We start from the raw sequence: 13,613 nt of genomic DNA on the forward strand, positions 1-13,613 counted from the left end.
GTGTAATGGCCGTGCGGGGGGAGCCCTGCCTCAGTCGTCTGGATTATGCCCGCTAGCCGAATAGGTCCCGGGCGCACCCGGGAAAGGGGCTTCCTCGCCGATGCCGGCCAGGTTGATGGTCAGGCAGATGGTGGTGAAGAAGCCAGTCAGTCCGACCAGTTCGACGAGCGCGCGTTCGCCCAGAATGTCCAGCGCGGCGGCGTGGTGCGCGTCGTCGATGCCTCCCTGCGCCAGGAGCGTGCGGACAAGAACAAGCGCCGTTTCTTCACGCGCATCGAGTCCCGCCGGCGCCGCGTCGTTCGCGCCGAGCGCCGCCACCAGGGCTTCATCGAGCCCTGCCTTGATCGCCAGTCCCCGGTGGCTGGCAAAGGCCGAAGTGCAGCGCCAGTGCCGCGCTACGGCGAGTATCCCGACCTCGCGCAGCCGGGCGTCGAGTGTCGAGTCGCCGGACAGGTAGATGCGCACGTGCTGCAGCGCTTCCCATAGCCGCGGCGCGCGCAGGAACGCGGGGTAGGGCCCGGTATGCGTGGCGCGCTGGCTCATGCGCTGCTGGTCTGCGTCGAGGTCGGCGTCGGCAATCGGCGGGAAGCGGTTCACGCGAGGGTCTCCAGCAAGGCAAGGACGGGGTCTGCCGCGTCTCGCGGGGCGTCGGCAAGCAGCAGGTGGCCGGTATCGGGAATCACAGAGCAGTCCCGGCAGTCGGGAAGCAGAGCGGCGATCGCCTCGGCCATGGTCGCGGGCAGATAGGTTGATGCCTCTGACCATAGCACGAGCGTGGGCAGCGCGACCCTCGGCAGCATCCGTTGCATCAGCTCGGCATCGAAATCGCGCAGGCGCATCGCACTTTCGCCTTCGCGTCCGGGGAGTTCGCCATAGTCGCGCGCGGCAGCTACGATGGCGCCGAACTCGGCCGGGGAATGGTGGCGCTTGAACAGGCGTTCGAGCCGTTCGGCGTACCAGGCCATCGAACCGGGGCGATGCTCCACCCTGTCGCCCGAAGCTCCGGCGGCAGAGCGATCGCGGGGCATTCCGCTGCTGGTCGCGAGCACGAGGCCCACCATTCCCTGTGGCGGATCGGCGGCGAGCAGGGCGGCGGGGATGCCGCTGTGCGACTGACCGACCACGACATGTGGACCCAGATGCAGATGCTGCACGAAAGCCCGCACCAGACCAGCATAGCGCAGGGCCGAATAGTCCTCGTCGCCGAACGGGCCGCTCAGGCCGTGGCCCGGCAGGTCGAGGCGCACCACGCGCGCCCTTTTAGCGAGAAATCCGGCAAAGGCATCGAAGTGACTGGCGCCCAGCCATTGCGCGCTGAGCAACAAGACGGCCGGCAGCGCGCCGTCGTACCCCTCGTCGATGCAATGCAGGTCGCAACCTTCCACGAGGGCGAAGCGCGAGGCGGGGGTCGTCCGCACGTGGCGCAGGTCCAGCAGTTCCTTGCAAAGCGCAGGACTTTCCATCGCGGCTCCCGGGCGGTGGTTGATCGGAAGCGCCGCGTTATGCCGCTACCTCCGTGCGCGAAGCCGCGCGCGGGCCGTTTGATCGGCCTGCGAACACGATGCGATCGCAAGTGGCCGTTTCCCGGGCAAGTGACAGTTTCGCGGCGACAACAGGCCGGGGCCGCATCGCCGAAGAGCATGCGGAAACACTGGCTGCAGGAGCGATCGGTTCAGGGTTCAGCGGTTCAAGAGGGGTAGCGCCATGCGCAAGTCGGGAATTTTCATTGCACTTCAGACGGGTGTCGCGGTTGCCGCGATGCTCGCTTCGCCGCAGGTCATGGCGCAGTCGGCCGATGAGGCCGCAGCCAATGATTCCGCCGTCGAGAGCGGTGGCGGCGTCATCATGGTCACCGCCCGCAAGCGACAGGAATCGCTGCAGGACGTGCCGATGGCGATCACCGCCTTCTCCGCCGCCAAGATCGAGCGCGCCGGCATCAACAATATCCAGGGCGTCATCAAGCAGACGCCCAGCCTTCAGTTCGACAAGGGCTTCTCGCCGCAGGACAACCGCGTCTCGATCCGCGGCCTGCCGGGCAATTCGGGCCGTCCCTCGGTCGCCATCCTGATCGATGGCATCGACTACACCACCGAATCCATCGCCACCGCTGGCGGTGGCAACCTGATGGACCTGCGCCTGTTCGACTTCGAGCGCATCGAAGTGGTCAAGGGCCCGCAGTCCGCGCTTTATGGCCGCTCGGCCTTCGGCGGCGCGATCAATTACGTGCCCAAGGAGCCGGGCGACGAGTTCGGCGGATCGTTCGGCGGCGAACTGGGCCTCTACGGCCGCGCCGAAGTGAAGGGCGCGCTCGACCTGCCGGTCGACGAGACGCTCTCGCTGCGCGTCAACGGTGTCTATACCCGCGACGGCGGCTACTACCGCAACTCCGTGACGGGCAACAAGCTGGGCGGCTACGAAGCCTTCGGCGGCTCGGTCTCGGCGAAGTGGGAGCCCAACGACGCCGGCAAGATCGTGGCCCGCGTCACGTATGCCGACGACCACGAGGAACAGCGCGCCGCCAAGTACTACGGCCTTGCCAACGGCGTCTCGACGCAGCTTGCCTCGCCGGCGGGCGTCGTCGGCCAGAAGATCGGCAGCGGAACCATCCCGGCCTTTGTCTACGGCTACGCCAAGGGCTACATTTACAACGAGGACGTGCCCGTCGCGATCAGCGCCGATCCCAAGGACCCGACCGGCCAGACCGACTATCCCGGCGCGCATACGAAGAACATCTTTGCCACCATCCACGGCGAATACCACCTCGGCTTCGCCGATCTCTCGTCGTGGACCGGCTGGGCGCGTTCGAAGGGCACGACCGTCTCCGACGTCGACTACCACGGGCAGGTCCTGAGCCAGACCGCGCTGCCCGCGCCTGGCGGCCTCGGCGAATATTCGTCGAACGGCTACAACGGCTTCTGGCAGTTCGACATCAGCACCAAGACCACCCAGATGAACCAGGAGTTCCGCCTTTCCAACATGGACGGCGGCCCGTTCCGCTGGGCCGTCGGCGGGCTGTACTGGTGGGAGAAGGTCGAGCAGCTCGACCGCCGCCTGCTGAGCTACGGGCTGGGCACCGGAGCCTCGGCCTGGCTCAACGTCTCGCAGCTCGGCGGCCGCTCGCCGATCGCGGGCAAGGTCGGCCGCACGTCCGAGCATATCTCGGGCTACGGCATGGCCGAATACGACATCCTCCCCACCCTGACCGCCAGCGTCGAGGCCCGCTATGCCAAGGAAAGCTATGACTATCTGTTCGGCCAGACCGTGGCGATCGCCGGGGCCGGCAGCCTGGCGGCGGGTCCGCGCCCGATCGTCTACGTCGGTTCCATCGGCAAGGCCTCGGCCTCGACAACCTACTTCGCCCCGCGCGGCATCCTGAGCTGGAAGCCCAATACCGACATGATGTTCTACGCCTCGGCGGCGCGCGGTGTTAAGCCGGGCGGTCTGACGCAGGTCGGCACGGTCGACAAGGACCTGGGCACCTACAAGCCCGAGCGCGTGTCGAACTACGAACTGGGCGCCAAGTTCACCTTCATGAACGGCAGGGGCTACCTCAACCTCGCCGGCTTCCACATGGACTATACCGACAAGCAGGCCTCGACGCTGGTGCCGGTGGACCTGTCGATCAGCTCGCAGGGCGCGCTCAGCGTCACCACCAACGCGGGCAAGGCGACGATCGACGGGCTTGAGGTCGAGTTCGGCGTCGAGCCAGTGCACGGCCTGACGGTCTCGGGCGGCTACACCTACCTCGACGCCAAGTATAAGGACTTCGTCTATAACTCGACGTCGACCTTCGACCCGGCGCGTACCGGCAGCTGCACGATCAAGACCGTGGGCACCACGCAGGTCTGCGAGACCAGCCTTTCGGGCAACGGGATCGAGGGCGCGTCCAAGCACAGCGGCAGTGCGACGGCCAACTACACCGCGGCACTCACTGGCGAGCTTGACGGCTTCCTGGAAGTGAGCGGCACCTACCGCGGCCCGCGCTGGTCGGACCCGTACAACGCGTGGAAGCTGCGGCCGATCACGCTGGTGGACGTCAAGGTCGGCATCACCTCCGACAAGTACAACCTGACGTTTTACGTCGACAACGTGTTCGACAACCGACGCATCCAGTCGGCCACCTCGCTGCTCGACGTGGCGGCGGGCAGCTTCGGTCCGCTGAACATGGTCGCCTATCTTCCCGACCCGCGCCGCGCGGGCGTGCGGTTCAACTACAACTTCTGACGCGCTTCCACCTTTCCTCGTCGTTTCCGCGAAGGCGGGATGACGAGGGTGGGGGGACGGATCGCCGCCGCTCCATCAGGGAATACCGCGATGCTGGACTGCCGTTTTTTCCGTTCGCATATCGCCTTGGGAGGGGGCCTGACGCTTTGTCTGGCGATCCCGTCGCACGCGGCGGAAGCTCCGCCGCCCGGCAGCGTAGCGGTGGCCGCCGGGACCATCCCCTTCTCCAGCCAGGCATCGCCCGAGGCACGCGCTGCATTCGCCCGCCGCCTCGCCGATCCGGGCATCAATGCGGCCAGGGAACCCATCGCCAAGGTCCGAGCCTTTCACGAGGCGCGCGACCGCACCGAACTCGCGAAGATGGCGCCGCTCTATCCCGTCGAAATCCGCCAGGCGCGGATGGGCGGGGTCGAAGTCCAGGTCGTCACGCCGAAGGCCGGCGTCGCACCGGCCAACCGCAACCGCGTGCTGATCAACGTCCACGGCGGCTCGTTCCTGTTCGGCTGGCCGAGCGGGGCGCTGGTCGAATCCGTGCCGATCGCGGCGGTGGGCGGCTTCACCGTCGTCACCGTCAACTACCGCATGGCGCCGGAGCACAAATTCCCCGCCGGCGGCGAGGACGTGACGGCGGTCTACCGTGAACTGCTCAAGACCTATCCCGCCAAAAGCATCGGCATCTACGGCTGCTCGGCCGGCGCGGTGCTGACCGGCGAGGCGGTGGCGTGGATCAACCACGTCGGCCTGCCGATGCCGGGCGCGATCGGCACGTTCTGCGGCTCGATCGAGGGCACCGGCGGCGACAGCCAGTACACCGGCTCGCTGCTCAACAATTTTCCGCTGCCGACCACGGTCCGCCCGCTGACACAGTCGGGCAACGGCTATCTCGACGGGCGGGCGGACACCGACCCGATGGTGATCCCGGCGCGCTCGCCCGAACTGCTTAAGCGCTTCCCGCCGTCGCTGCTGATCACCAGCACGCGCGACTTCGCCATGAGCAACACCATCACCGCGCACCGCGATCTCGTGAAGGCGGGCGTCGATGCCGACCTGCATGTGTGGGACGGGCTGTGGCACGCCTTCTTCACCGACCCGGATCTGCCGGAATCGCGCGAGGCCTACGGCGTCATCGCACGGTTCTTCGCGAACCACCTCGCACCTTGAATACCCTGACCTTGGGGTATGCGCTGACGGCCCGGACTTTCGAGTCCGAGCCGTTCGTTTTTCTGCCGTAGGACACCAACGCTCTTTCCCGTCAGCGCAGGTCCATCACGTGGTGTGCGTCGAGGCTGGAGCGCAGATCCTCGAAGGTCACCATCTGCAGGCGCGGGTCCTTCTTGCGGACTTCGCCGGCGTCGGGATCGGTGATGACGTTGATCACCGTCGCCTTGCCGCTGGCAAGCGCCCCTGCAATCGCGGGCGCGAGGTCGGCCACCGCCTCGACCTTGACGCCATCCGCGCCGAAGCCCTGCGCGACGAGGTGGTAGTCGCACTGGCCGAGCACACAGTTCACCGTGGTGCCCAGGCGCGTGAGCAGGGCGTTGCGCTCCGTGCCCCAATTGCCGTCGTTGGAGATGATGCAGGTCAGCGGCAGGCCATCGACCACGGCGGCGTTGAACTCGCTGGGGTAGAAGCCGAACGAGCCGTCGCCGGTCACCAGCACCACCGGGCGGGCCGGGGTGCCGGTATCCTCGGCCAGTTGCCGCGCGCCCGCCGCCGCGCCGACCGCGAGCGGGGTGCCGATGCCCATCGAGCCGAGCGGGTAGTGGTCGAGATAGCAGCGCTCCGAGCGCATGCGCATCACCGCCGACATCCAGTTGTAGACGTCCGCGCCGTCAGCCACGAAGATCGCTTCGGGGGGCAGCTGCTCCATCAAGGCGCGGCCTATGGCAAGGGGGTGGATCGAGCCTTCGGCTTCGCGGCCGAGTTCATCCACCCGGGCCAGACGGACGGCCAGCGCCTCGCCGACCCATGCGCGGTCGAACGCCGCCTGTCCCCGTGCGCGCAGCGCCTCGACCAGCATCTCGACGCCGAGGCGCGCATCGCCCTGGATCGGGATCTCGACGGTGCGGGTGCGGCCGATCTCGCCGCCGTCGATGTCGATCTGGGCGAAGACGGCGGCCTCGGAGAAGCGCGGCGCCATGCCGTAGCCGATGCGTTGTTGCAGGCGGATGCCCACGGCGATGACGAGGTCGGCGTGCTTGGCGGCGACCTGGGTCAGCGCCCAGGGATAGCCGTGGTCCATGTCCTCGGCGACCAGCCCGCGGCCCAGCGCGTGGCCGAAGACCGGCAGGCCGAACTCCTGCGTCAGCGTGCGCAGCGCCGCGCCCGCGCCCGAGAGCGCCGCACCGGCGCCGGCGAGCACCAGCGGCCGCTTGGCGTTGCCGATCGCTTCGACCAGTGCAGCGATCGCCTCATCGGCGGGCTGCGGCGGGATCGGCGCAAGCTTGCGGCTGCGCACTGCGGCACCGGCCTTCAGCGCCTCGCCCTCGATGTGCGTCGGGATGCCGAGCACCGCGACGCCCGGGCGGCCCGAGGTCGCCTGATGGAACGCGGCGTTGAGGTATTCCTCCAGCCGGTTCACGTCAGTGACGGTGCGCGCCCACTTCACGAAGGGCTTCACCATGTCGAGCCCGTCGTTGGTCTCCTCCGACATCGATTCGCTGCTGCCCTCGTTCACCGAGGCGAGCAGCACCACGGGCGAGCAGGCGAGCTGCGCGGTGCGGATGCCGCCCAGCGCGTTGGGCAGGCCCTGGTGCCCGGCGATCATGGCGACGCCGGGCAGGCCGGTGACACGCGCGAAACCGTCGGCGGCGGCCACGGTCGAGTTCTCGTGGCGGCTGGGGACGATGTGGAAGTCGGTGCCCTCGAGGTCGCGCAGCAGCGGCGCGTGGGCGGCGCCGGCCAGGCAGAACACGGTGCGCAGGCCCTGCTGGCGGAACACCTCGATCATGGCTTCGCCACCGGTGCGGGGAGTGGTCATGCTGGTCATCTTCCTGTTTATCGAATTTCTTTGGATCAGGCGGCGCCGACGCCGGGCATCAGGCCGGCATAGTCGCCCTCGCGCGCGTCGAAGGTCTTGCCGAGCATGTCCTCGGCCTTGCCGGCATTGCGGGGGCGCAGGAAGGGCAGGGCGCTTTCCGGCGCCCTGGCGAGGTCCGCCGCGTCCCATTCCTTCACCTCGCCGGCGCAGCGCGCCCAGAGCGGGCGGTAGGCGAATTCGAGCATGCCCCGGCCCAGTTCGCCCAGGTGCGGGTGGGTGCCGTGGAACGCCTTGACGTTGAACACGATGGCATCGCCCGCGTTGAGCGTGATCGTGCGCATCTCGGCGTGATGGTCGTAGCGGACGTAGGGATTGGCGACCTCGTGGATCGACAGGTGCGAGCGCGGGACGATCGTGAAGGGCGCCTTGTCGAGCGTCAGGTCGTCGAGATAGATCAGCACGCGCAGCGTCGCGGGTGAACTTTCCTCCCAGCCCTTCTGCGGCGAGCCGTAGGGCTGGTAGTCCGAATGGAGCGCCAGGCCCGGCACGCCCGGCCCGCTGGTGATGTAGTGGCCGAGCATGAACACCACGTCGGGGCCCAGCGCCTTCTCCAGCAAGGGCACCAGGCGCGGGTTGCCGATCATCTCGGCGAAGGCGGGACTGTGCCACTGCGGCGGCGCCTTGGCGAACTTCTGGTGCTCGGAATAGGGCGCGGTGTTCATCGGCAGGTCGGCCAGCTCGGAACGCACGGTGTCGATCTCGCCTTGCGTGATGAGGCCGGGCACGATCACGAAGCCTTCGACCGCGAGGTGCTCGTCCTGCTGCGCGAGGTCCAGCACGCTCCAGTCGGTTTCGACGAGGCGGACGGGCCCGCGGGTTGTATAGGTGGTCATGGTCGACTCCCTGAGGGCGTTGTGGTCCTCGTCAGACCGCAAACCGGGACGCGCCGGTATTCCCTTGCCCCGGCTTATTCGGCAAGCGAGCACGAAGGCGCAAGGCCCCTGCGCATGCGGGCGGCTTGCGGCGAAGACGCGTGCAGACAAGCCCATTCCCCGCCCGCAGGAGTCCCCGATGCCCGCCCGCAGCCTCCGCCTTGCCGCGATCCTCTCCGCGACCGGCAGCCACATCGCCGGCTGGCGCCATCCCGACTGCCCCGCCGACGGGTCGTCCAACATCGCCCGCTACGTCGAGGAAGCGCAGATCGCCGAGACCGCCAAGTTCGACCTCGTCTTCCTGGCCGACAACTACGCGCTCAAGCAGGCGAGCAACGAGGAGCTGAGCCGCACCTCGAACTCGATCGCGATGCTCGAGCCGATCACCGCGTTGTCGGCGATGGCGATGGTTACGAAGAACATCGGCCTCGTCGCCACGATGTCGACCACCTACTGCGAGCCATTCCACGTCGCGCGGCAGTTCGCCTCGCTTGACCACATCAGCGGCGGGCGCGCGGGCTGGAACCTCGTGACCTCGGCCAACCCGGCCGAGGCGCTCAACTTCAACCGCGACGTGCAGGCCGACCATGACGCCCGCTATGCCCGGGGCGACGAGTTCGTCGACGTGGTGCGGGGGCTGTGGGACAGCTGGGACGACGGCGCGCTGATCGCCGACAAGGCGAGCGGGCGCTACTTCCGCCCAGAGGCGCTGTCGCCGGTCAACCATAAGGGCGAGCATTTCTCGGTGCGCGGGCCCCTCAACGCGCTGCGGCCGCCGCAGGGGCATCCGGTGATCTTCCAGGCGGGGTCCTCGCCCGCCGGCATCGCGCTCGCCGCGCGTTCGGCGGACTGCGTGTTCACCCAGCAGCGCTCGGTCCCCACGGCGCGGGAGTTTTATCTCAAGGTCAAGCACGCTGTCGCCGCCGCAGGGCGCGATCCCGATACGGTGCGGGTGTTGCCGGGCCTCGTGCCGTTCGTCGGCGAGACGCGGGCGGAGGCGCAGGCCAAGTTCGACGCCTTGCAGAACCTCGTCGATCCTTCGGTCGGCATCCAGATCCTGACCGCCGTGCTGGGGGGCAAGGTCGACCTTTCGCGCTTCGCCATCGATGGGCCGGTGCCGGAGATCCCGCCCAGCGACGGCATGAGCACGTTCCAGGCCAACCTCCTCGCCGAAGCGCGCGAGGAGGGGCTGTCCCTGCGCGAGCTGTACCTGCGCTATGCCGCCGGGTTCGGGCACTGGCGGGTGATCGGTTCGGTCAAGGAGGTCGCCGACCTCATCGAGGAGGCCTTCCATGCCGAGGCGGCCGACGGCTTCGCGATCTCCTCGCCGATGCTGCCGGGCTCGCTGCGCGATTTCGCGACCTTGGTGGTGCCGGAATTGCAGCGTCGCGGGCTGTTCCGCACGGAGTACGAAGGCGAGACGCTGCGCGATCGGCTCGGGTTGCCGAGGCCGGTGCGGGTCGATCCAGCGAGAGGCTGAGGCAAAAATCCTCCCTGTCCCGAAGGGATGGGGAGGTGGCAGCCCTTAGGGCTGACGGAGGGGTTCTTACCTCTCCACCACCGACTAAGTCGGCGGTCCCCCTCCCCATTCCTTCGGAACAGGGAGGATTTGCGGGTTACCCCACCGGCTTATAACCCGCCGCTGCTTCGCGCTCCGCCGAATCGCTCGCGTCCTCGAACCAGTCCGTGATCTCGCTCCCCGTCATGAACACCGTATCGTCGCGCGCCTGCAGCAGGTCGAGCATGCGTTCGAACCATGCGAAGCGGTGCGGTACCGCGATCAGGTGCGGGTGCAGGCCAAGCGTGACGATGCGCGGGCCGTTCTCCAGTTCAGGCGCGTAAGTCTCGAGCGTCTGCACCAGTCGGTCGTGCATCTCGGACGACGAATGCTTCTCCACCGCGTAGATCACGCTGTCGTTGATTTCGAGCGAATAGGGCACGCCTACCATCGCGCCGCCTGCCGTCTTCATCCACACCGGCAGGTCGTCGAGCACCCAGTCGCAGCAGTAGCGGATGCCCTTCGCGGCGAGGTGGTCGAGGGTGTCGGCGGTCTGGCGCAGGCCGGGGCCGAGCCAGCCGGCGACCGGCTTGCCCGAGAACGCGGCGATCTTGTCGATCGCGGCGCCGAGCAGGTCGGCCTCGCTGTCCTCGGCGGTCAGGGCGCGCTGGTGCATGCCGTGGCCCATGAATTCCCAGCCGGCGTCGACCACCGCCTGCGCGAGCGCCGGGTAGTTGTCGATGACGCTGGCGTTGAACGCGCAGGTCACCGGCAGGCTGCGGCGGCCGAGTGTCTCGAACAGGCGCGACATGCCGCAGCGCATGCCGTATTCGGCCCAGGAGAAGTTGGGGATGTCGGGCACGGCCTCGGCACCGTGCGGCGCGGGCAGGAGCTTGCGCGGCATCGCGTGGTCGAAGCGCCAGTTCTCGATGTTGACGACGATGTGGACGATCAGGCGCCCGCCTGCGGGCGGCGCGATCGGCTGGCGGTCGCTGGCGAGCTGGAAGGGTATGCGCGGGTTGGTCGACACGTCAGATCCTCCTGGTGGCGCCGCCGTCGGCGGTGAGCGAGGTGCCGACCAGCATGTCGGCGGCATCGGAGAGCATCATCGCCGCGAGGCGGCCCATCTCGTCGGCGGCGGCGATGCGGCCGAGCGGCAGGGCGGCGAGCAGGTCGGCTTCGACTTCGGCGGGCGCGCGGCCCTGGCCCTGCGACAGGCGCTCGACGAGTCCGTCCCAGCGGTCGGTGCGGGTCGGGCCGGGGTTGAGCGCATTGATCCGGATGCCGTCGGCGGCGACGTCCTCGGCCAGGCCCCGGATTACCGCAAGGCAGGCGGCGTTGGCGGCCGAGCCCGGCAGCATCGCCTTGTTGGCCTGGACGCCGTTGTTGCCGACGATGACGAGGATGCGGCCAGATCCGGCCTTGCGCATCGGGGGGACCAGCGCGCGCAGCGCCCGGATCATGCCCATGAACTTGAGTTCCAGCGCGCTCGCCCAGACGTTGTCGCCGAGGTCGGTGAAGGCGCCGCCCTGCGCCGCGCCGGCGCTGATGACCGCGAGGTCGATGCGGCCGTAGCGCTCCAGCGTCGCCGCGACCGCCGCCTCGGCATCGCCGGGGCTGGTCAGGTCGACCGCCAGCGGCAGGGCGCCGGGCATCGCGGCGAGGCTGCCCTCCAGCGCCTCGCGGCTGCGGGCGGTGAGCGCCAGCAGCGCGCCCTCGCCGTGGAGCGCGCGGGCCGAGGCGGCGCCGATGCCCCGGCTCGCGCCGAAGACGAGGCCGGTGCGGCCTTCGAGCCCGAGGTTCATGCGCCTACACCGTCGAGCGCGCCCCAGCTGGTCAGCTCGACCAGCGCGCCGGCGTCGGGCGCGGTTTCCAGCGACCAGACGAGGTCGAACACCTGCTGCTGCTGCTCGGCGGTGAGCAGGCCGGCGGCGTTGTCGGCGAACTTGCCCTGCAGTTCCTCGTCGGACAGCGGGTTGTGCGGGCTGCCGCGATAGGCCTCGTTGGCCCAGCGCGAGACGGTGCGACCGTCCCTGGTGACGATCTCGACGCGCGAGCGGATGCGGTCCCAGCCCATCGCCTCGATCTCTTCGCTGAAGTGCGTCTCGATGCGGTGCTGCATCGCCTGGCAGGCGTCGGAGGAGACGAATTCGTCGGTGAACTCGTCCTTGCCGCAGCGGCTGCGCAGGGCGATCGCGGCGAGCAGGAAGGCGAAGGAGAACTTGCCCTCCAGCTCGGTCTTCGCGATGCGGTAGCGGATCGGGCCGAGCACGTTGGAGCCGGCGTAGAGGCCGACGCTCTCGATGTCGTCGGCGGCGATGCCTTCCTCGGCCATGAGCAGCAGCATGGCGTCCATGCTCGGGTGGGTGAGCACGCCCGAGGGGTAGGGCTTGATGCTGACGCCGGGCGAAACCATCGTGAACGGCGCGCCGAACTTCTCGACCACCAACGCGGGGTCGCCGCCGGGACCGGCGATGGTGAGGTAGCCCCACTTGCCGTCGAGCGCCTCGGTGTTGGCGGAAAAGCCCTGGCGCGCGAGCAGGGCGGCGGTGACGCCGTTCTCGGCGGCGCGGCCGACGTGGAAGGGCTTGGTCATCGTGCCGAAGTTGGCGCGGATCCCGGCCGAGCACGAGGCGGCGATGCCGATCGCGCGCGCGGTGGTCTCCTCGTCGAGGTCGAGCATCCGGCACGCCGTCGCGGTCGCGGCGAAGGCGCCGATCGTGCCGCTGGTGTGGAAGCCGCGCATGTAGTGGTCGGGGTTGATGGCCTCGGCGATCTTGCAGCCGACCTCGAAGCCGGTGGCGAAGGCGGTGAGGAACTGCGCGCCGGTGACGGGCTTGCCGGTCTCGCGCGCGACCATGTCGGCCAGCGCCATGGCGGCGGCGAGCGGCGGCATCGTCGGGTGCATCAGCAGGCCGTAGGGGCGGCCCGGACCTTCGGCGAGCTGGGTGTCGTCCCAGTCCATCGCGTGGCCGGCGGTGCCGGTCCACAGCGCGGCGAGGTGGGCGGGGAGGCGGTGCTCCGCCGCGCCCATCGGCCGGGCGTCCGCCACGCCGCCGAGGGAGAGGATATAGCGGCCGAGCGGGGCCATGCCGGGCTGTTGGCTGCCGCCGAGCGCGACGGCGAGGCCGTCGAGCACGCAGCGGCGTGCGAGGCGCAGGTGTTCGCCGGTCAGGGCTTCGGGGGTCATGCCGCAGGTGAATTTGACCGCGGCTGCCGTCAGCGTGAGGGTTTCGCTCATCGTCTTTATCGTTCCCAGATTGTCAGAATGTCTTGAAGCGGGGGCGTCACGCCGAAGCGGTGGCGGACGTTGGCCAATGCCGCGTCGTGGAGGTCCTGATCCCACGAGGCGCAGGTCTCGGGCGGTACGACGACTGCGTAGCCCAGCTCGAAGCCGGCGCGAAAAGTGGTCTCGACGCAGACGTTGGTGGAGACTCCGGTGACGATGATCGTACGTACGTCGCGCGCGCGCAGCAGCAGGTCGAGGTTGGTGGCGGTGAAGGCGCTGTAGCGGTGCTTGTGGATTTCCAGCTCGCCGGGAAGGGGGGCGAGTTCGGCGATGAACTCGGCGCCCTCGGTGCCGGCGATGCACAGCGTCGGTGAGGAGACGGTCGCGCCCTTGCGCTTCCACAGCCAGGTGTCGGAATCGCTGCCGTTGCCGGGCAGCGTCCAGAAGCCGACGTGGGCGACGGTTGCGCCTGCTTTCCGGGCCGCGTCGAGGAGGCGGCGGATTTCGGGGGTGGCGCGGGTTGCCGGGCCCATGTCGCGTCCGGCCTGCTCGGCGCCGAAGCCGGGGGTGCAGAAGTCCTTCTGCATGTCGACGATCAGCACGGCGGTGTGCTCGGGCGCGATCTGCCTGGCGAGGGTGTCCATCGTCGGGCGCATCAGGCGGCCTTCTCGGCCAGTTTCATTTCGGCGGTCATGGGCTTGGGATCTCCAGCGGTCGGGGGCAGACAAAGCCGCAAAGCGCAAGCGCCGG

11 protein-coding genes are annotated in these 13,613 nt (G+C 68.9%); 3 read left to right on the forward strand and 8 right to left on the reverse strand.

Features of this window, described 5'->3' with window-relative positions:
• Positions 1 to 30 precede the first annotated feature (30 nt).
• Both AC07M9_RS16025 and AC07M9_RS16030 read right to left on the reverse strand, forming a co-directional pair.
• Entirely contained in the window at positions 31 to 597 is a 567-nt protein-coding gene (locus tag AC07M9_RS16025; RefSeq protein WP_494884998.1) for a carboxymuconolactone decarboxylase family protein, read from the reverse strand.
• Positions 594 to 1,463 carry an alpha/beta fold hydrolase gene (locus tag AC07M9_RS16030; protein WP_494885000.1) on the reverse strand — a complete coding sequence of 290 codons (870 nt, stop codon included), beginning with the start codon at positions 1,461 to 1,463 and terminating at the stop codon, positions 594 to 596. The genes AC07M9_RS16025 and AC07M9_RS16030 overlap by 4 nt, the downstream gene beginning before the upstream one ends.
• Positions 1,464 to 1,704: 241 nt before the next feature.
• On the opposite strand from AC07M9_RS16030, the gene AC07M9_RS16035 reads away from it, so the two are divergent.
• Positions 1,705 to 4,224: a TonB-dependent receptor gene (locus AC07M9_RS16035; protein ID WP_494885002.1), complete on the forward strand. Its 2,520-nt coding sequence runs from the start codon at positions 1,705 to 1,707 to the stop codon at positions 4,222 to 4,224.
• Between the two features lie 201 nt (positions 4,225 to 4,425).
• Entirely contained in the window at positions 4,426 to 5,385 is a 960-nt protein-coding gene (locus AC07M9_RS16040; RefSeq protein WP_494885003.1) for an alpha/beta hydrolase, read from the forward strand.
• A gap of 91 nt (positions 5,386 to 5,476) precedes the next feature.
• Here the strand turns inward: AC07M9_RS16040 and AC07M9_RS16045 are convergent, their stop codons facing one another.
• Together AC07M9_RS16045 and AC07M9_RS16050 are read right to left on the reverse strand one after the other, a co-directional pair.
• Positions 5,477 to 7,204 carry a thiamine pyrophosphate-binding protein gene (locus tag AC07M9_RS16045; protein ID WP_494885005.1) on the reverse strand — a complete coding sequence of 576 codons (1,728 nt, stop codon included), beginning with the start codon at positions 7,202 to 7,204 and terminating at the stop codon, positions 5,477 to 5,479.
• 35 nt (positions 7,205 to 7,239) lie between these two features.
• On the reverse strand, positions 7,240 to 8,097 hold the full coding sequence (locus AC07M9_RS16050) for a phytanoyl-CoA dioxygenase family protein (protein WP_494885007.1): 858 nt from the start codon (positions 8,095 to 8,097) through the stop codon (positions 7,240 to 7,242).
• Positions 8,098 to 8,275: 178 nt separating this feature from the next.
• Between AC07M9_RS16050 and AC07M9_RS16055 the strand changes: the two genes are divergently transcribed.
• Positions 8,276 to 9,616, forward strand: coding sequence for an LLM class flavin-dependent oxidoreductase (locus AC07M9_RS16055; protein WP_494885009.1), 1,341 nt, complete (start codon positions 8,276 to 8,278; stop codon positions 9,614 to 9,616).
• A 136-nt stretch (positions 9,617 to 9,752) separates the two neighbouring features.
• Here the strand turns inward: AC07M9_RS16055 and AC07M9_RS16060 are convergent, their stop codons facing one another.
• The 4 genes from AC07M9_RS16060 to AC07M9_RS16075 are packed head-to-tail and all read right to left on the reverse strand — an operon-like array spanning position 9,753 to position 13,519.
• A complete protein-coding gene (locus AC07M9_RS16060; RefSeq protein ID WP_494885011.1) occupies positions 9,753 to 10,664 on the reverse strand; it encodes a polysaccharide deacetylase family protein in 912 nt (303 codons plus the stop codon).
• A gap of 1 nt (position 10,665) precedes the next feature.
• Positions 10,666 to 11,439, reverse strand: a complete 774-nt coding sequence (locus AC07M9_RS16065; protein ID WP_494885013.1) for an SDR family oxidoreductase — start codon at positions 11,437 to 11,439, stop codon at positions 10,666 to 10,668.
• Positions 11,436 to 12,875, reverse strand: a complete 1,440-nt coding sequence (locus AC07M9_RS16070; RefSeq protein ID WP_494885015.1) for an MmgE/PrpD family protein — start codon at positions 12,873 to 12,875, stop codon at positions 11,436 to 11,438. Before AC07M9_RS16070 ends, AC07M9_RS16065 begins: the two co-directional genes overlap by 4 nt.
• A 5-nt stretch (positions 12,876 to 12,880) precedes the next feature.
• On the reverse strand, positions 12,881 to 13,519 hold the full coding sequence (locus AC07M9_RS16075; RefSeq protein WP_494885017.1) for a cysteine hydrolase family protein: 639 nt from the start codon (positions 13,517 to 13,519) through the stop codon (positions 12,881 to 12,883).
• Between the last annotated feature and the right edge of the window lie 94 nt (positions 13,520 to 13,613).

The organism is Novosphingobium sp. GW821-FHT09E05, assembly GCF_059416165.1.

Excerpts from the sequence above, each read along its gene's own strand:
- AC07M9_RS16030 (WP_494885000.1), bottom strand. The coding sequence starts at position 1,463 with ATGGAAAGTCCTGCGCTTTGCAAGGAACTGCTGGACCTGCGCCACGTG.
- AC07M9_RS16055 (WP_494885009.1), top strand. The coding sequence starts at position 8,276 with ATGCCCGCCCGCAGCCTCCGCCTTGCCGCGATCCTCTCCGCGACCGGC.
- AC07M9_RS16070 (WP_494885015.1), bottom strand. The coding sequence starts at position 12,875 with ATGAGCGAAACCCTCACGCTGACGGCAGCCGCGGTCAAATTCACCTGC.
- AC07M9_RS16035 (WP_494885002.1), top strand. The coding sequence starts at position 1,705 with ATGCGCAAGTCGGGAATTTTCATTGCACTTCAGACGGGTGTCGCGGTT.
- AC07M9_RS16050 (WP_494885007.1), bottom strand. The coding sequence starts at position 8,097 with ATGACCACCTATACAACCCGCGGGCCCGTCCGCCTCGTCGAAACCGAC.
- AC07M9_RS16045 (WP_494885005.1), bottom strand. The coding sequence starts at position 7,204 with ATGACCACTCCCCGCACCGGTGGCGAAGCCATGATCGAGGTGTTCCGC.
- AC07M9_RS16065 (WP_494885013.1), bottom strand. The coding sequence starts at position 11,439 with ATGAACCTCGGGCTCGAAGGCCGCACCGGCCTCGTCTTCGGCGCGAGC.
- AC07M9_RS16075 (WP_494885017.1), bottom strand. The coding sequence starts at position 13,519 with ATGCGCCCGACGATGGACACCCTCGCCAGGCAGATCGCGCCCGAGCAC.